The sequence below is a fragment of the Sulfitobacter alexandrii genome (assembly GCF_001886735.1).
Classification (GTDB): Bacteria; Pseudomonadota; Alphaproteobacteria; order Rhodobacterales; family Rhodobacteraceae; genus Sulfitobacter; species Sulfitobacter alexandrii.
In genome coordinates this window covers 1,747,961-1,765,654 of sequence record NZ_CP018076.1, presented here as the reverse complement: position 1 = coordinate 1,765,654, position 17,694 = coordinate 1,747,961, and the positions used below count along the sequence as shown (strand labels likewise).

Annotated in this window: 16 protein-coding genes; 9 read left to right on the top strand and 7 right to left on the bottom strand. The window is 64.0% G+C overall.

Features of this window, described 5'->3' with window-relative positions; genetic code table 11:
• The gene (locus tag BOO69_RS08595; RefSeq protein WP_071973729.1) at nt 1-1,371 is read right to left on the bottom strand and encodes a class II 3-deoxy-7-phosphoheptulonate synthase; all 1,371 of its coding nucleotides are present in this window, start codon (nt 1,369-1,371) and stop codon (nt 1-3) included.
• 198 nt (nt 1,372-1,569) lie between these two features.
• Between BOO69_RS08595 and BOO69_RS08590 the strand changes: the two genes are divergently transcribed.
• Nucleotides 1,570-2,574 carry a GlxA family transcriptional regulator gene (locus BOO69_RS08590; RefSeq protein WP_071971792.1) on the top strand — a complete coding sequence of 335 codons (1,005 nt, stop codon included), beginning with the start codon at nt 1,570-1,572 and terminating at the stop codon, nt 2,572-2,574.
• 27 nt (nt 2,575-2,601) lie between these two features.
• Here the strand turns inward: BOO69_RS08590 and BOO69_RS08585 are convergent, their stop codons facing one another.
• A complete protein-coding gene (locus BOO69_RS08585) occupies nt 2,602-3,702 on the bottom strand; it encodes a PQQ-dependent sugar dehydrogenase (RefSeq protein WP_083545478.1) in 1,101 nt (366 codons plus the stop codon).
• A gap of 182 nt (nt 3,703-3,884) precedes the next feature.
• Here BOO69_RS08585 and BOO69_RS08580 point away from each other — a divergent pair, with 182 nt between their 5' ends.
• From BOO69_RS08580 to BOO69_RS08555, 6 genes are all read left to right on the top strand, one after another.
• Nucleotides 3,885-5,078 carry an ABC transporter substrate-binding protein gene (locus tag BOO69_RS08580; protein ID WP_071971791.1) on the top strand — a complete coding sequence of 398 codons (1,194 nt, stop codon included), beginning with the start codon at nt 3,885-3,887 and terminating at the stop codon, nt 5,076-5,078.
• Nucleotides 5,079-5,203: 125 nt separating this feature from the next.
• Nucleotides 5,204-5,986, top strand: coding sequence for an ABC transporter ATP-binding protein (locus BOO69_RS08575; protein WP_071971790.1), 783 nt, complete (start codon nt 5,204-5,206; stop codon nt 5,984-5,986).
• Nucleotides 5,983-6,555 (top strand): hypothetical protein, encoded by a 573-nt coding sequence (locus BOO69_RS08570; RefSeq protein ID WP_071971789.1) that lies wholly within the window; start codon nt 5,983-5,985, stop codon nt 6,553-6,555. The genes BOO69_RS08575 and BOO69_RS08570 overlap by 4 nt, the downstream gene beginning before the upstream one ends.
• 7 nt (nt 6,556-6,562) lie before the next feature.
• The gene (locus BOO69_RS08565; RefSeq protein WP_083545477.1) at nt 6,563-7,381 is read left to right on the top strand and encodes an ABC transporter ATP-binding protein; all 819 of its coding nucleotides are present in this window, start codon (nt 6,563-6,565) and stop codon (nt 7,379-7,381) included.
• 4 nt (nt 7,382-7,385) lie between these two features.
• Nucleotides 7,386-8,396 carry a branched-chain amino acid ABC transporter permease gene (locus tag BOO69_RS08560; protein WP_071971788.1) on the top strand — a complete coding sequence of 337 codons (1,011 nt, stop codon included), beginning with the start codon at nt 7,386-7,388 and terminating at the stop codon, nt 8,394-8,396.
• Entirely contained in the window at nt 8,393-9,697 is a 1,305-nt protein-coding gene (locus tag BOO69_RS08555; protein WP_071971787.1) for an ABC transporter permease subunit, read from the top strand. Before BOO69_RS08560 ends, BOO69_RS08555 begins: the two co-directional genes overlap by 4 nt.
• A gap of 86 nt (nt 9,698-9,783) precedes the next feature.
• Here BOO69_RS08555 and BOO69_RS08550 read toward each other — a convergent pair whose 3' ends face one another.
• On the bottom strand, nt 9,784-11,352 hold the full coding sequence (locus BOO69_RS08550) for a helicase HerA-like domain-containing protein (protein ID WP_071971786.1): 1,569 nt from the start codon (nt 11,350-11,352) through the stop codon (nt 9,784-9,786).
• 416 nt (nt 11,353-11,768) lie between these two features.
• Here BOO69_RS08550 and BOO69_RS08545 point away from each other — a divergent pair, with 416 nt between their 5' ends.
• A complete protein-coding gene (locus BOO69_RS08545) occupies nt 11,769-12,431 on the top strand; it encodes an invasion associated locus B family protein (RefSeq protein WP_071971785.1) in 663 nt (220 codons plus the stop codon).
• An 86-nt stretch (nt 12,432-12,517) separates the two neighbouring features.
• Here BOO69_RS08545 and BOO69_RS08540 read toward each other — a convergent pair whose 3' ends face one another.
• The 4 genes from BOO69_RS08540 to BOO69_RS08525 are packed head-to-tail and all read right to left on the bottom strand — an operon-like array spanning nt 12,518 to nt 16,759.
• Complete coding sequence (locus BOO69_RS08540; protein WP_071971784.1) at nt 12,518-13,726, bottom strand: beta-ketoacyl-[acyl-carrier-protein] synthase family protein; 1,209 nt, start codon at nt 13,724-13,726, stop codon at nt 12,518-12,520.
• Between the two features lie 6 nt (nt 13,727-13,732).
• On the bottom strand, nt 13,733-13,990 hold the full coding sequence (locus BOO69_RS08535; RefSeq protein ID WP_071971783.1) for an acyl carrier protein: 258 nt from the start codon (nt 13,988-13,990) through the stop codon (nt 13,733-13,735).
• A gap of 32 nt (nt 13,991-14,022) precedes the next feature.
• A complete protein-coding gene (gene lpxD, locus BOO69_RS08530) occupies nt 14,023-15,114 on the bottom strand; it encodes a UDP-3-O-(3-hydroxymyristoyl)glucosamine N-acyltransferase (protein ID WP_071971782.1) in 1,092 nt (363 codons plus the stop codon).
• Between the two features lie 31 nt (nt 15,115-15,145).
• Nucleotides 15,146-16,759: a L,D-transpeptidase family protein gene (locus BOO69_RS08525; protein WP_071971781.1), complete on the bottom strand. Its 1,614-nt coding sequence runs from the start codon at nt 16,757-16,759 to the stop codon at nt 15,146-15,148.
• Nucleotides 16,760-17,074: 315 nt separating this feature from the next.
• On the opposite strand from BOO69_RS08525, the gene mepK reads away from it, so the two are divergent.
• Nucleotides 17,075-17,644, top strand: a complete 570-nt coding sequence (gene mepK / locus BOO69_RS08520; protein WP_071971780.1) for a peptidoglycan L,D-endopeptidase MepK — start codon at nt 17,075-17,077, stop codon at nt 17,642-17,644.
• Nucleotides 17,645-17,694 lie beyond the last annotated feature (50 nt).

The following is a 17,694-nucleotide window of genomic DNA, read 5'->3' as shown; positions in this document are numbered from 1 at the left end:
CTAGAGCGCGGCGACTTCAGCCTTCGAGACACGGCGCGCGGAAAGTTCCTCGGCCACCAGAAAGGCCAGCTCAAGCGACTGGCTGGCGTTGAGCCGCGGATCGCAGGCCGTGTGATAACGGTCGCTCAGATCCTCGTCGCTGACCGCACGCACGCCGCCCGTGCACTCGGTCACATCCTGACCGGTCATCTCGAAATGCACGCCGCCCGGAACCGTGCCTTCGGCGCCGTGGACGTCGAAGAATTCCCGCACTTCGCGCAGCACGGAATCGAACGGGCGCGTCTTGTAGCCCGACGCGGACTTGATGGTGTTGCCGTGCATCGGATCGCAGGTCCAAAGCACCTTGGCCCCTTCCTGCTCCACGGTGCGGATCAGGCGCGGCAGGTGGTCGCCGACCGTGCCCGCGCCGAAACGGGCTATCAGCGTCAGACGCCCCGCCTCGTTCTCGGGGTTCAGTGTCGCCATCAGTTTCTTCAGGTCCTCGGACGTCATGCTCGGCCCGCACTTCAACCCGATCGGGTTCTGCACGCCGCGCGCGAATTCCACATGCGCGCCGTCGGGCTGCCGGGTGCGGTCACCGATCCAGATCATGTGACCGGAGCCCGCAAGCCATTTGCCCGTCAGGCTGTCCTGCCGACACAGGGCTTCCTCGTACTCCAGCAGCAGCGATTCGTGGCTCGTGTAGTATTCGACCGTCTGCAGCGTGTGCGCGGTATCCGAGGTGACCCCCGCCGCCGACATGAAGTCGAGCGTATCGGAGATGCGGTTCGCGATCTCCCGGTACTTCTCGGCCTTCTCGCCGTCGGTGAAGCCAAGGGTCCAGCCATGGACCCGGTGGACATCGGCGTAGCCGCCCGTGGAAAAGGCCCGTATCAGGTTCAGGGTCGCCGCCGCCTGCGTGTAGGCCCGCAACATCTTGTCCGGGTTGGGCACACGCGCCTCGGGGGTGAAATCAAGCTCGTTGATGATGTCGCCGCGATAGCTGGGCAGTTCGACGCCATTCACCACCTCGGTCGGCGCGGAGCGCGGTTTCGCGAACTGTCCGGCCATGCGGCCCACCTTCACCACCGGCACCTTTGCGCCGTAGGTCAGCACCACGGCCATCTGCAGCATGACCTTGAAGGTATCGCGGATCGCATCGGAGCTGAACTGCTCGAAGCTTTCGGCACAGTCGCCGCCCTGAAGCAGGAACGCCTCGCCCCGGCTTGCCGCGCCGAGATGCTGTTTCAGTCGGCGTGCCTCGCCCCCGAAGACGAGCAATGGATATCGCGACAGCTGGGCCTCGACCGCATCGAGTGCCGCCTGATCCGGATAGTCGGGCATCTGGATCCGCGGTTTGCTGCGCCAGCTTGATTTGCTCCATTGTGTCATCTGTATTCTCCGGTCCCGCGCGCCGTATTCCGGCGCCATCAAAGACCCTTTCTATACAAAAGGACGTGCGCGCTGGCCAGAACCCAATTACCGCCTCTTGACCATGCGCAGAACCCGTGACCTAAGATTGCGTCAGATTGTGTCGGTATTGTAACTTGGTGTCACATGTGCCGCGCTTCACTGCCAAAGGACGCCACGATGTCTCAAACGCGCCAAGCCGTGCGCAGAATTTCCGAACCGGGCAAACCCCGGCGGTTCGTCTTCGTCCTTCTGGACCAGTTCAGCCTGTTGTGCTTTTCGACCGCAATCGAATGTCTGCGCATCGCCAATCGCATGGCGGACCGGCAGCTTTATACCTGGATCATGATCGGCGAAGGCGGCCAGAGCGCGAGCTGTTCCGCCGGCACGGTTTTCCAGCTCGACGCCGACCTCGATGAACTGGCCCGCGACGACACCATCATGGTCTGCAGCGGTCTGGATGTGCAGGACGCCACCACCAAGAAGGTTCTGAGCTGGCTGCGCCGCGAGGCCCGCAAGGGCTTGACCGTGGGCGGCCTTTGCACCGGGGCTTTCACGCTGGCCAAGGCGGGATTGCTGGACGGAAAACGCGCGACGATCCACTGGGAGAACCAGGACAGCTTTGCCGAGGAATTCGAGGAAGTGAACCTGACCAAGTCGGTGTTCGTGGTGGACGGCAACCGGCTGACCACGGCGGGCGGCACCTCCTCCATCGACCTGATGCTGAAACTCATCGCCGACGACCAGGGCGAGGATCTGGCGAACGCTGTCGCGGACCAGCTGATCTATTCCTCGATCCGCACCGATCAGGATACGCAAAGGCTGTCCGTGCCGACGCGGATCGGGGTCCGGCATCCCAAGCTGAGCCAGGTCATCCAGATGATGGAATCCAACATCGAGGAGCCGATCAGCCCGTCCGTGCTCGCCCGCGACGTGGGCATGTCCACGCGGCAACTGGAACGGCTTTTCCGCCGTTACCTCAACCGCAGCCCCAAGCGGTATTACATGGAACTGCGTCTGCAAAAGGCGCGCAACCTGCTGATGCAGACCGACATGAGCGTCATCAACGTGGCCCTCGCCTGCGGCTTTGCCTCTCCTTCGCACTTTTCCAAGTGCTACCGGGCGCATTACGACACGACACCCTACCGCGAACGCGGCAGCCACGCGGCGCGCCTGTCGATCTGACGAACGGGCGGCCGGGGGTTTGCGCCCCTATCCGTCCGGCATCATACGATAGACGGTGCCCTCTCCGACCGAGATGAACCAGATCCCGCCTTCCGGGCCCTCCACGATGTCGCGGACACGCGACGTCTCGGGCCCCTTGATCTGTGCCACTTCTTCGAGCGGGTCGCCGCTGAGCCGGGCGATATAGTCGAACTTGAGCGCACCGACGAAGATGTCGCCGCGCAGATCCTCGTCCAGCGCCCCGGAATAGACCATCAGACCCGAGGGCGCGATGGACGGATCCCAATAGTATTCCGGTTGCTCCATGCCGGGTTTCGATGTGCCTTCGCCGATCTTGCCGCCGGAATAGTGACGGCCGTACGAAATGACGGGCCAGCCATAGTTCGCACCTTTCCGCACCCGGTTCACCTCGTCGCCGCCCTGCGCCCCGTGTTCCGACACCCAGAGATTGCCGTCGAGGTCGAGACCGGCGCCCTGCGGATTGCGATGCCCGTAAGACCAGATCTCGGGCAAGGCGCCTTCCTGCCCGACGAAGGGATTGTCCTGCGGCACGCTGCCGTCCCGATTGACCCTGACGACCGTGCCATTGTGACGGCCGAGGTCCTGCGCCGCAGGCCGGTCTCCACGCTCGCCTATGGTCACGAAAAGGGTTCCGTCAGCGGCTTCCACGACCCGGCTGCCGAAATGACGCCCGCCGCTGCTGCCCGGCTTCATCTCGAACAGGTCCCTCACGTCTTCGAGCCGCTGACCGTCTTCGGAAAGCCGGGCCGATGCCAGCGCGGTGCCGCTGCCGCCATTCTGATCCTTGGCATAGGTCAGAAACAGCGTTCGCGTCGTGTCGAAATCGCGCGCGAGCGTCACGTCAAGCAGTCCGCCCTGGCCGGACGTCTCCACATCCGGCACCCCGGCCACCTCCGTCCGGGCGCCGTCGCGGAACATCAGCAGCCTGCCGTCCTTCTCGGTGACCAGCAGGCCGCCTCCGGGCATCGGCGCGATGGCCCATGGGGTATCGAGATCGGCTACCATGGGTTGAAACGCCCAATTTTCCTGCGCCGTGGCCGACAGGGGAAAAAGCAGCCCCGCCACGGCCACGGGCAGGAAATCGGCAGAGTTTCTCGGAAATCGCATGTCGAAGCTCCCGCTGTTGTGGGTAATTTCGAGAAATGTAACTTTTCACCGGAAATTTTCCATCCGCAGCGGTTCAACTCCGCTTGAGCCCGACCTTGGGGAACGGGAAAAACTCCTTTTCTTTTTGCAAACCATTGCCTAGGTTTCCCGGCGAACATCATGTTCCAATAGGGAGAAAACTCATGAAAAAGATGCTTCTGGCGTCAACTGCCGCGGCGCTCGTAGCGACTTCGGCCCTGGCCGACGCGCATGCCAAGGAAGTCAAACTCGGCATTGTATTCGGCTTCACCGGACCGATTGAATCGCTGACCGGACCCATGTCCGCCGGCGCGGAAATGGCGATGAAGGAAGTCAGCGACAGTGGCCTGCTGCTGGACGGCGCAACCGTGACCAGCGCGCGCGCGGACTCGGGCTGCATCGACAACGGTCTGGCCGTGTCGGGTGCGGAACGCCTCATCGCAGAAGGCATCAACGGCCTGATCGGCGCCGACTGTTCCGGCGTGACCGGTGCCGTGTTGCAGAACGTGGCGATTCCGAACGGCATGGTCATGATCTCGCCCTCCGCGACGTCGCCCGGCCTGACCACCATGGAAGACAACGGCCTGTTCTTCCGCACGTCGCCCTCCGACGCGCGCGAAGGCGAAGTGATGGCAGAAATCCTGCAGGAGCGCGGCGTTGAATCCATCGCCCTGACCTACACCAACAACGACTACGGCAAGGGTCTGGCCGACGCGATCGAGTCTTCCTTCAAGGCCATCGGTGGCGAGGTGACCATCGTCGCGGCGCACGAAGACGGCAAGGCCGACTACTCCGCCGAAGTGGGCGCTCTGGCATCTGCCGGCGGTGATCTGCTGGTGGTCGCGGGCTACCTCGATCAGGGTGGTGCCGGCATCATCAAATCCGCGCTCGACGCGGGCGCGTGGGACACCTTCGGTCTTCCCGGCGGAATGATCGGTGAAAACCTGCCCAAGAACATCGGCCCCGATCTGAACGGGTCCTACGGCCAGATCGCGGGTTCCGAAGGTCCGGGCATCGAGACCTTCACCAAGATGGCCGACGAAGGCGGGTTCGACGGCACATCGCCCTACACCCCCGAATCCTATGACGCGGCAGCGCTGTTCCTGCTGGCAATGCAGGCGGCGGGCTCCATGGACCCGGCCGAGTACAAGGACAAGATCCTCGAAGTGGCCAACGCTCCCGGCACCGAGATCTATCCCGGTGAACTGGCCAAGGCGCTGGAACTGATCAAGAACGGCGAGGACATCGACTATGTCGGCGCATCCTCGGTCGAGCTGATCGGACCGGGCGAATCCGCCGGTACCTACAGGATGATCGAAATCCGCGACGGCAAGAACGAAACCATCGGTTTCAAGTAAGGCTACCAGCCTTCCGTTATAACAGGCGCAGCCCGGCCCCGTGCCGGGCTGTGTCCAACAATCAAGCGCCCGCAAACCGGGTCGCACACGCGCCTGAAACGGGGCGCGGACATGGGGATGGATACATGATCGTCGTTGACGACATTCACAAGCACTTCGGTGGTTTTCACGCCGTTGATGGCGCAAGCCTGACCATCGACGCGGGGTCGATCACCGGGCTGATCGGGCCGAATGGGGCGGGAAAAACAACTCTTTTCAACGTGATCGCCGGCGTTCTTAAACCGACGTCCGGCAAGGTCCACATGGACGGCGAGAATATCACCGGCCTGCCGCCGCACACGCTGTTCCACAAGGGGCTGCTGCGCACCTTCCAGATCGCGCACGAGTTCCACTCGATGACCTGCCGCGAGAACCTGATGATGGTGCCCGGCGGTCAGAGTGGCGAAAGCCTGTGGAACACGTGGTTCGGCACCCGCCGCATCGCCAACGAGGAACGCGCGCTGCGGGCCAAGGCGGACGAGGTGCTGGAGTTCCTGACGATCGAACATCTTGCCGACCAGAAGGCGGGGCAGATTTCGGGCGGCCAGAAAAAGCTGCTGGAACTGGGCCGGACCATGATGGTGGATGCCAAGATCGTGTTTCTGGACGAAGTGGGCGCAGGGGTGAACCGCACCCTGCTCAACACCATCGGCGATGCGATCCTGCGACTGAACAAGGAACGCAACTACACCTTCGTCGTGATCGAGCATGACATGGATTTCATCGGGCGCCTCTGCGATCCGGTGATTTGCATGGCCGAAGGCCGCGTGCTGGCGACAGGGACGCTGGACGAGATCAAGGCCAACGAACAGGTGATCGAGGCCTACTTGGGCACGGGGCTCAAGAACAAGGACAAGGTGGGCGCATGACGCGGCTTGCCGTCGCAGGTGCCGTGGGCATGGCGCTGCTGGGCCTGCCCCAGGCCGCGGTTGCCTGCGCCCAGCTCAGCCAGGATGTGTGGATGTGCGACCGCGGCACCCCTTGGGAAACCGCGACATGGGATCAATACGGCGACGGGGCGACGCTGCTGCTGGATGATTACGTGCTCGACTTCACACAGGAGTGGCCGGGACACGAGATCACGGACGGCGTCTCCACCCTCGAGGAGCTTTTCGCCACCTATAACGCCTGGGCCGCGGCCGAGGCCGAAGCACCGGCGAACCTTTTGCAGTCGGACAGGATGAACCTGCCGCATGCCACCGTCGTTCGCCACATCCAGCGCGACCTGTGGGAGGGAGAGCCCTACCTGCAGGCGGTGATGCTCGCGCAGGTCTCGGACGCGCGCATCATGCTGTGGCTGCAGGCCCCGAACGAAACCCCCGTGGAGGATCTGGACCTGGCATCGCGGGAGGTCGCCTCGCTGCTGCGCGACGACTGCGCCGATCCGGTGTCCTGCGCCGAGGACTACGAGCCGCCGGAAACGGCCAGCAAGGAATGAGACAGATATGAGCGATCCTTACGGAGACCGCGGCAACAAGGATGTGTCGATTGCCAACCCCAAGGGGCAAGGCAGCCAGATCCCGAAACACAAGGGCACGTCCCGCCCCGCGCCGGGGGGACCGTTCCTGATCGGGGACGGCATGACCGCGGGCTACGGCAATGGCCCCGACATCCTGCACGACTGCACCATCGCCGTGGATCGCGGCGAGATCGCCGTGATCGTCGGCCCCAATGGTGCGGGCAAGTCCACCGGCATGAAAGCCGTTTTCGGCATGCTGGACATGCGCAAGGGTCATGTCCGGCTGGACGGAGAGGACATCACCGACCTGTCGCCGCAGGCAAGGGTGGCCAAGGGCATGGGCTTCGTGCCGCAGACGTCGAACATCTTCACCTCCATGACCGTCGAGGAAAACCTCGAGATGGGCGCGTTCATCCGCACGGATGATTTCCGCGATACGATGGCGCAGGTCTATGACCTGTTCCCGATCCTCAAGGAAAAGCGCCGCCAGGCGGCGGGCGAACTGTCGGGCGGCCAGCGCCAGCAGGTCGCGGTCGGGCGCGCGCTGATGACACAGCCCAAGGTCCTGATGCTCGACGAACCCACCGCGGGTGTCAGCCCGATCGTGATGGACGAACTCTTTGACCGGATCATCGAAGTGGCCCGCACCGGCATCCCGATCCTGATGGTCGAACAGAACGCCCGCCAAGCGCTCGAGATCGCTGACAAGGGCTATGTCCTTGTTCAGGGCGCGAATGCCTACACAGGCACCGGCAAGGAACTTCTGGCCGATCCGGAAGTCCGCAAATCCTTCCTCGGGGGCTGAGACCATGGATTTTCTCAACGCATTCATCGCACTCGCCAATTACGTGCTTGTGCCGGGCATCGCCTACGGCAGCCAGCTTGCGCTTGGCGCGCTGGGCGTGACGCTCGTCTACGGTATCCTGCGGTTCTCCAACTTCGCCCATGGCGACACGATGGCCTTGGGGGCGATGTCGGCGGTGCTGCTGACCTGGCTTTTCCAGGGCTGGGGCATCTCGCTCGGGCCACTGCCCACGGCCCTTCTCGCCCTGCCCTTCGCCATCGGCCTGACCATCCTTCTGCTTCTGGGCACCGATCGCGTGGTCTATCGCTTCTACCGCGAGAAGAAGGCGAAGCCGGTGATCCTCGTGATCGTCTCGCTCGGCGTGACCTTCATCTACAACGGGATCACCCGGTTCATCATCGGGGCGGACGACCAGAATTTCCTCGACGGGGAACGCTTCATCATCTCCGCCCGCGACTTCAAGGAAATGACCGGCCTCGAGGAAGGGCTGTCCTTCAAGACCACGCAGGGGATCACCATCGTGACCGCGATCATCGTCGTGGCCCTGCTCTTCTGGTTCCTGAACCGGACCCGCGCGGGCAAGTCCATGCGCGCCTATTCGGACAACGAGGATCTGGCACTTCTGTCGGGCATCAACCCCGAACGGGTGGTGATGATCACATGGATGATCGTTGCCGCGCTCGCGACGACCGCCGGGGTGCTCTACGGCCTAGACAAGTCCTTCAAGCCCTTTACCTATTTCCAGCTTCTTCTGCCGATCTTCGCCAGCGCCATCGTCGGCGGGCTGGGCAATCCGCTGGGCGCCATCGCGGGCGGTTTCGTCATCGCCTTCTCGGAAGTGACCATCACCTACGCCTGGAAGAAGGTGCTGGGTTACATGATGCCCGAGGGGCTTGAGCCATCGGGCCTCGTCCAGCTTCTGAGCACGGACTACAAGTTCGCAGTCAGCTTCGTGATCCTGCTGATCGTGCTGCTGTTCAAACCAACGGGACTATTCAAGGGGCAGTCGGTATGAACGCGACACTGAGAAACACGCTTCTTTTCGGCATCATCGGCGCGCTGATCGTCTATGTCGGCTTTGCGCAAAGCTGGAACTCCGCCCTGCTGATCATCTCCATGGGGCTGATATCGTCCATCATGGCGCTGGGGGTGAACCTGCAATGGGGTTTCGCGGGCCTCTTCAACGTGGGCATCATGGGCTTCGTGGCGCTGGGCGGTCTTGCGGCGGTGCTGGTCGGCATGCCCCCCACCGAAGGCGCCTTTGCCGCGGGCGGCTGGGGCGTGGTGAGCGCGCTGGTTCTCGGCGCCCTGACGATCCTCGCCGTGATCCTCGTGATGCGGCGGATGGCCGCCGGGTGGCTGCGCACGCTCGTGGTCATCGCCATCCTGATCGGTGGCTTCTTCCTGTACCGCGCCCTTCTGGATCCGGCAGTCGAACGGATCGAAGCGATCAATCCGGCGCAGACAGGCTATCTTGGCGGGCTGGGTCTGCCGGTGCTGCTGGCCTGGCCTGTTGGGGGGCTCTTTGCCGCGGGCGCGGCCTGGATCATCGGCAAGACCGCCCTCGGCCTGCGGTCGGACTACCTTGCCATCGCGACGCTCGGCATCGCCGAAATCATCATCGCGATCCTCAAGAACGAGGATTGGCTGACCCGCGGCGTGAAGAACGTGATCGGCGTGCCCCGCCCCGTCCCCTACGAGATCGACCTTCAGAACGACCCCGGCTTCGTGGAGCGTGCGGCAAGTTTTGGGTTCGATCCGGTCGAGGCCTCGACCCTCTGGGTGAAGGTGCTCTACATCGCGCTTTTCGCCGCCGTTCTGCTGATCCTGCTCTGGATGTCGCAGCGCGCGCTTCATTCGCCCTGGGGCCGGATGCTGCGTGCCATCCGCGACAACGAGGTCGCGGCCGAGGCCATGGGCAAGGACGTGACCGCGCGGCATCTTCAGGTGTTCATACTCGGCTCGGCCATCTGCGGCATCGCCGGCGCGATGATGACCACGATGGACAGCCAGCTGACCCCCGGCACCTACCAACCGCTGCGCTTTACCTTCCTCGTCTGGGTCATGGTGATCGTCGGCGGGTCGGGCAACAATTTCGGCGCCGTGCTTGGCGGATTCCTCATCTGGTTCCTCTGGGTGCAGGTCGAGCCGATGGGCTTCTGGCTGATGGACCTCATCACGTCGGGCATGGACCTGAATTCACCCCTGCGGGCGCACCTGCTGGAGTCGGCCTCGCACATGCGGCTTCTGACAATGGGGCTGGTGCTGCTGCTGGTGCTGCGGTTCAGCCCGCGCGGGCTGATCCCCGAAAGATAGGCCCGCGGATGACGCGCCCGCGCCCCTTCGGGAAGGCGCGGGTGCCTCGGGGCTTGCTGGCCCGAACGGCCTGCGCCGCGGCCCCGTCAGCGCCCCTTGAAAAGGCCGCCAAGGATGCCGCGCACGATGCGGCGACCTGTCGTGCCCTTCAGTTCCTTGATGAAGACGCTGCCGACGGCGCCCCCGATCTCGCGCGACCAGCTCTTGTCTTCCTCGCGGGAGGTGGACCGGGTCACACCCTTGCCTGCATAGCGCCGCGCCTTGTTGAATTCGCGCAACGAGGGCGTATCGGCGTCCCCCGAAGGCTGTTCCGCCGCCGCGCCTGCCTCCGCCTCCGCCGCCTCGGCGGCGGCCTTTTCCGCCCGTGCGCGCAGGATCTCGAAGGCGCTTTCACGGTCGAGCCGCGTGTCGTACTTGCCCGACATGGGCGAGGCCTCCATCAGCGCCGCGCGCGCCGCCGCGTCGATCGGACCCAGTTGCGACGATGGGGGACGGATCAGCGTCCGCTCCACGATGCCCGGATTTCCCTTCCGCTCCAGCATGGAGGTCACGGCTTCCCCCGTGCCGACGTCGCGTATCGCCTCGGCGGTGTCGAAAGCCGGGTTCGGGCGGTAGGTATCGGCAGCCTTGCGCAGTTCGCGCTGGTCGTTGGCGGTGAAGGCCCGCAGCGCATGCTGCACCCGGTTGCCCAGCTGGCCCAGGACATCGTCCGGCACATCGCCGGGGTTCTGGGTGACGAAGAACACGCCGACCCCCTTGGACCGGATCAGCCGCGCCACCTGCTCGACCTTGTCGACCAGCGCCTTGGGCGCGTCCTCGAACAGGAGATGCGCCTCGTCGAAGAAGAAGACGAGCTTGGGCTTGTCCGGATTGCCGACCTCGGGGAGTTCCTCGAACAGTTCGGACAGCAACCACAGCAGGAAGGTGGCGTAGAGTTTCGGCGCGCCCATCAACTTGTCGGACGCGAGGATGTTGATCATGCCCCGCCCGTCGGCATCGCACCGCATCATATCCTCCAGCGCGAGGGCCGGTTCGCCGAAAAGCTCCGCCGCGCCCTGGTTTTCCAGCACCAGCAGGCGGCGCTGGATCGTGCCCACCGACGCGGCCGAGACGTTCCCGTAGCGCAGGGCAAGATCGCCCGCGTTTTCACCGATCCAGACCAGCAGCGCCTGCAAGTCCTTGAGATCCAGCAGGGGCAGACCGTCCTCGTCCGCGACGCGAAAGGCGATGTTCAGGATCCCCTCCTGTGCCTCGCTCAGGTCGAGCAGCCGAGACAGCAGCAGCGGCCCCATTTCGGACACCGTCGTGCGGACGGGATGGCCCTGCTCTCCGTAAAGGTCCCAGAAGGTCACCGGAAACGCGCTGTAGGCATAGTCGGCAAAGCCGATCTTCTCGGCCCGGCTGGTGAAGGCGTCGTGCAGCTTGTGGTCCGCCGATCCCGAATGGGCCAGCCCGCTCAGGTCGCCTTTGACGTCGGACAGGAACACCGGCACGCCGCGCGCGGAAAAGCTTTCGGCCAGGATCTGCAGGGTGACGGTCTTGCCGGTCCCGGTGGCACCCGCGATCAGGCCATGGCGGTTCGCGTAGGCGAGGTTGAGGTACTGGGGAACGGCATAATCCGCACCTCCGCCGCCGATGAAGATGTCCTGTGTCACGTGTGTCCCCACTGAAATTCCTTGTCCCCGAGCATACAATCTTAACGCCTGCGGGCCATAGTGTTCTTGCCCTGATCCGGCGTCCTTTCGGGTCCGGGCGTCCTCCCTGTCAGACTGGCCGCACCTTCGGGTGCGGCTTTTTTCGCGTTCTGCGGGAAGGCATAAATCCGCCGTTTTTCCTGTTGACCGGCACGCGGCGCTTTCGTAACGTCGCGTGAGAAAGTCGGCCCAGTCCGACGGGGAGAGAACCAATGTGAAAAGAGGATGCCCAGCGTCCTCTTTTTGCGTTTACGGCTTTCAATCGGTGATGAGATCAGCGGGAATTCGCGTGTGATTTCGCACTTTTCCGTGCCTGCCCGCTGACATCGTCAAGCCATCATGGTAGAGCGCGGTAACGCAACCAACGTGGATTTGACATGAGTAGATTTCTGACAGCACTGCCCATCGCCGTGGCCCTCGCCTGTGCGAGCCCCGCGGCGCTTTTCGCGCAGACGACAGACGCCCCAGCCACAACTGAGCAGCCCGCACAGACCGAGCAGGAAAATGCGACCTCCGAAGAGACGGGCAACGCGGCCGCGATCGAGGATCAGCTCAGCCTCGGAGAGGATGCCGACGGCACGCCCGAAGTCGGCAAGCCCTACACCAAGGAAGTGATCGGCTCCTGGGAAATGCGCTGCATCCAGGACGCGGAAGGCAACGAACCCTGCCAGATGTACCAGCTTCTGGATGACGGCCAGGGCGCACCGGTGGCGGAATTCTCGCTGTTCCGTCTGCCCGACGGTGGCAAGGCCGCCGCTGGCGCGACGATCGTGGTGCCCCTTGAAACCGCGCTGCCGCAGCAGCTGACGATCTCGGTCGACGGCGGCAAGGCACGGCGCTACCCTTACGCGTTCTGCAACCCGGTCGGCTGCTACGTGCGCCTTGGCCTGACAGCAGACGACGTCGCGGCGTTCAAACGCGGCAAGGAAGCTGTCATCACCATCGTTCCGGCATTGGCGCCTGACCAGCAGGTCAAGCTGAGCCTGTCGCTCGACGGGTTCACCGCCAGCTACGACAAGGCATCCGTGATCGAGCAATAATCGCCCGCTCCTCACGCGACACACAGGGCCGTCCCGATCCCGGGGCGGCCTTTTTCGTTGTCCGGTACGGTGTCGGCGGTTCCGCGTCAGACCGCGCGCAGGGCCAGCACGGCGTTCATGCCGCCGAAGGCGAAGGCGTTGGACAACGCCACCTTGACCTTCGCCTCGCGCGCCGTATTGGGAACCACGTCCAGCGCACATTCCGGGTCGGGTTCCTCGTAGCCGATCGTGGGCGCGATCACACCGTCGCGCAGCGCCATGATGCAGGCCAGCAGCTCAACCGCTCCGGTGCCACCGATCAGGTGGCCATGCATCGACTTGGTCGAGGAGATCATGAGGTTGTCGGCATGCGGGCCGAAGGCATCCGCGACAGCCGCACATTCGGTCTTGTCGTTGGCGGCCGTCCCCGTGCCGTGCGCGTTGATATAGCCGACCTCTTCCCGGTCGATGCGGGCGTCTTCCAGCGCGCCGGTGATGGCGCGGGCCGCCCCCGCCTTGGAGGGCATGACGATATCGCTCGCGTCAGACGTCATGGCAAAGCCCACCACTTCGCAAAGGATGTCGGCGCCCCGTTTCATGGCATGCGACATCTCTTCGAAGACAAAGATCCCCGCGCCTTCGCCCTGCACCATGCCATTGCGATTGGCGGAAAACGGACGGCAGGCATCGCGGCTCATCACCCGCAGCCCTTCCCACGCCTTGACCCCGCCGAAGCACAGCATGCTTTCGGAACCGCCGGTGACCATCGCGGGCGCCATCCCGGAGCGGACCATGGCAAAAGCCTGCGCCATCGCGTGGTTCGACGACGCACAGGCGGTGGAGACGGTAAAGGACGGCCCCTTGAGGTTCCATTCCATGCTGACATGGCTGGCCGCGGCATTGTTCATCAGCTTCGGGACGACGAAGGGGTGTACCCGGTTCTTGCCCTCTTCGTAGACGGCACGGTAATTGTCATCCCACGTCGAAACCCCGCCGCCCGCCGTGCCCAGCACCACACCGGTCCGCGCCGCCAGCTCTCCCGAGAAGACGAGGCCGGACTGTTCGATCGCCTCGCGTGCGGCTTCGAGCGTGAAGAGCGTGAACCGGTCGTAAAGGGAAATCTGCTGGCGATTGTAGCGCGCCTCGGCGTGGAAATCGCGGACTTGCCCACCGATCTGGATCTGAAGCCGCTCCACGTCGCGAAAGGACAAGGGCCCGATCCCGCAAACGCCTTCACGCATGGCGGCAAGCGTCTGTGGCACATTCTGGCCAAGGGCGTTGATGGTTCCCGCCCCGGTGATGACGACGCGCTTCATGCCATGTCAGCCCTGTTCGGCCCTCAGGCGTTCGATCCCGGCGACGATGGTGCGGACACTGGAGATGTCGAAATCCGACGCCGCGGGTTCATTCGCATTGAAGGGGATCGATATGTCGAAGGCTTCCTCGATGGCAAAGATGCTTTCGACCAGCCCCATACTGTCGATCCCCAGTTCCTCGGGCGTGCTGTCCAGCGTGACGTCCTCCGGCTCCAGCATGGCCTGTTCGGCGATGATCGCGATGACCTGATCCGTGGTGTTCATGACAGACCTTCCCTTCGGTACTCGGGGACGATTTAGTCATCCCCGTCCGATTTGGAAACCACCTTTCGCAGGGATGCGACCTCGCGAAGCAGACGGGGCAGCCGGCGCAGGGCCTTGTAGATTTCCAGCTGGTTTTCCATCTGCGTGGCGGGATAGCCCAGCATCGTCCGCCCCGCCGGCACGTTGGAAAGGGCCTTGGTCCCTGCCCCGAGGATCACGCGGTCACCGACGAAGATGTTGTCGCTGATTCCGGACTGTCCGCCCAGCACGACATTGTTGCCGATCACGGATGACCCGGCGATGCCGACCTGCGCGCAAATCAGCGTGTCGTTGCCGACAACTACATTGTGGCCGATCTGGATCTGGCAGTCGAGCTTGGTGCCGTTGCCGATGCGCGTGTCGCGGATCGTGCCGCTGTCCACGGTCGTGTTCATCCCGATCTCCACGTCGTCGCCGATGGTGACCGCCCCCAGCGAATGGATCCGGGCCCAGGATTGCGGCCGCGCGGTGCCCTGGTCGCCCAGCGTCTTGCGGGCATGTTCCACGGCCCCCGCCTCGGGGGTGACGAAGGAGAAACCGTCCCCGCCGATCCGCGCCCCCGGCTGGGCGATGAACCGTGCCCCGATTTGCACGCGCGCGCCGATGCTGACCATTTCACGCAGGAAACAATCCGGCCCGAGGACGGCATCCATGCCGATGAAACACTGCGGTCCGATCACAGAGTTCGCGCCGATGCGGGCGCCGGCGGAGATCACCGCAAGGGGGCCGACGCTGACACCCTCGCCCAGTTCGGCGCTGTCGTCGATCACGGCGGATGGGTGAATCCCCGCCGCGAAGCCCTGCCCCGGATCAAGCATCCGCGTGAGCCCCGACATCGCGAAGCGGGGCCGTTCCGGCAGGATCGCCGCGCGCAGCCCGAGGCTTTGCCAGTCGGCGCCGGGCCACAGCATGGCCACTCGTGCCTGGCCCTGCGACAGCATGCCTGCATACTTGGGGGTCGAGGCCATGGCGAGGTCGTCGGGGCCGGCGCTGGCCGGCTCCGAAGCCCTGCGGATGACCAGATCCAGATCCCCTTCGGCCCGCGCACCGATGCTGTCGGCAATTTCCCTGACCGTGTGGCCCATGGCGTCGTCCCCTGCATTTGCAGGGGCAGAACTACCCCTGAACGCCGCCCAAGACCACCCCCGCGTTGGCAAGCGCGTTCCAGATTTTCGCGTCCCGCCCATAGATGTCGGCGCGGTACTCCGTATGGCCGCGCGCGTTGGTCACCGCGGTGCGATAGATGATATGCACCGGTACCGGCTGTTCGAGGTTCACGCGGGTCTCGTTCCCGGTGCGCAGGATACGCTGGAATTCACCCTCGGGATCGTCCGTCTGACGCGAAAGCAGCGTGTAGGCAAAGTCGAACGGATCGGCCAGCCGGACGCAGCCATGGCTGAAGGCACGCACGTCGCGGGCGAACAGGTCCTTGGCAGGCGTGTCGTGCAGGTAGATGTTGTACTTGTTGGGGAACATGAACTTCACCAGCCCCAGCGCGTTCGACCGGCTCGGCGGCTGGCGCATGGAATAGGGAAAGTTCCGCGCCGAATAGCGCGAGAAGTTGACCGCGTTGCGGTTTACCCTGCGGCCCCTGCTGTCGGTGATGATGATGTGGCTGGCCGCGTTCGGGTTGCGCCGAAGGGCCGGAAGGTACTCGTTCGTGACGATGGAGCGGGGCACGTACCAGCTCGGATTGATGACCATGTGATCCATCTCGTCCGAGAATTCCGGGGTCGGACGGTCGTCGCGATTGGCCCCCACCACCGCGCGGGTCTCGAAGGTCACGACGCCATCGTCGATGACCTTGGCGGTGAAGTCCGGCAGGTTCACCAGAATGTGACGCTTGCCGCGTTCCGTGTTGAACCAGCGCTCCCGCTCCAGCGCAACGAGAACGGACTGCAACCGCGTCTCCACGTCCACGTTGATCTGCTTGAGCGTCTCGCCCCCGACGATTCCATCGTCGTTCAGCCCGTGATCGAGCTGGAACTGCTTGACCGCGTCGAGCATCGCCTGATCGAATGTCCGGCCATTGGTGCGGGCAAGGTAGTCCATGGCGATCAGCCGGTTGCGCAGGGCGATCACCGCCGGGCCGGTCGCGCCGCGCTCCAGCTTGGTGTCGGGCACACGAGGCCCCCAGCCGCCGCTGGCCAGAAGCTGTTCCATGGCCATCTTCTCTTTCAGCAGGGCGTTGTATTCCATGCTGCGCGGGGGCAGCGCGCGGAAGAAGGCGGCGGGTTGCGAGGTGGCGATTCCCGACAGGTAGGCACCCCGGTCGCGATAGGGGATTTCACGCACGATCCGGCTGTCGATTCTCTTGGGGGTCAGCACGCCCGTCTGGATGTCGCGGGCATAGGTCAGGAAAACCTTGCTCAGCTCGACTTCGGCAAGGCCACGGTCCCGCGTGGAGCGCACCGAACGCAGCCGGGCCAGCAAACCGGTCGGATCGTAGCGCGCCACCGGCAACCCGTGAGAGCCCGCCATCCGGATGGCCCGCATCAGTTCCGCGCGGCGCGCGCGACTGGCATCATCGGGCGCCGTCCAGATCGGCTGGTAGCCATTGTCCCGGTAGAAGGCCGCGATGTCCGCATCGTCCGCCGCGGCCTCTGCGACCGCCTGCTTGAACGCCGTGATCTGGGCCTGCGCCGGGACAGCGGCAACAAGGATCGCAAGGACGATTGCCGCCATCGCCGTGAGTGCCAGACGTCGACCGCCCGTGAAAATGCCTGTCATGAATTCCCCCTTGAAAATACGAGCAGTAGCAGGACCAAGTTTTCGGGCCCCGCAGGTAGACTGTCCATTCACATTTGCAACAGTTGCGTCGACCGCGGCACACCTGATGCGAAAAAAGCACCTGTTTTTATGGGGTCATGGGCCCCACGGCAAAAAATGCGCAAAATCTCGCCGAAAATTGCATCGGTTCGGAACCTTTTGGATTCAGCCCTTGGTAAAGAAAAACCGCTATGCAATAACGATGTTGCATCTGGGGAAGAGATGAACGGCCCATGTAACATCATGGCCACAGGCAGAGATGACGGGACAGAGATTATGACAGGCACCAGCTCTTCGGGTATGACCCGGCGCGCCCTGCTCGGCGCATTCGCAGCAACCGCTGTAGCATCAGCACCCACATATTCCAATGCAGCAGGCTTCCTTCGCGGCGCTGGCGATATCCGCCGGATCCGCATGTATTCCGGCCGGACCGGCGAACGCCTCGACATGATCTACTGGATCGAAGGCCAGTACATCAAGGACGCGGTTCAGGAAGTCACCTACTTCATGCGCGACTGGCGCAACGATCTGGTCAAGAACATCGACCTTCGGACGATCGACATCATGGCCGCGTCGCACAACCTGCTCGAGGTCAACGAACCCTACATGCTGCTTTCCGGTTACCGCAGCCCGCAAACCAACGCGATGCTGCGCGCCCGGTCCAGCGGCGTGGCCAAGAATTCGCTGCACCTGCGCGGTCAGGCCGCCGACCTGCGGCTCGCGTCGCGTTCGGTCAACCAGGTCGCGAAAGCCGCGATGGCCTGCCACGGTGGCGGTGTCGGCCGGTATTCCGGTTCCAACTTCGTGCACATGGATTGCGGCCAGGTCCGCAGCTGGGGCGGCTGACCGCCCCCTCTCGCTACATCTGATCCGATGTGCAAGGCGCCCCATGGGGC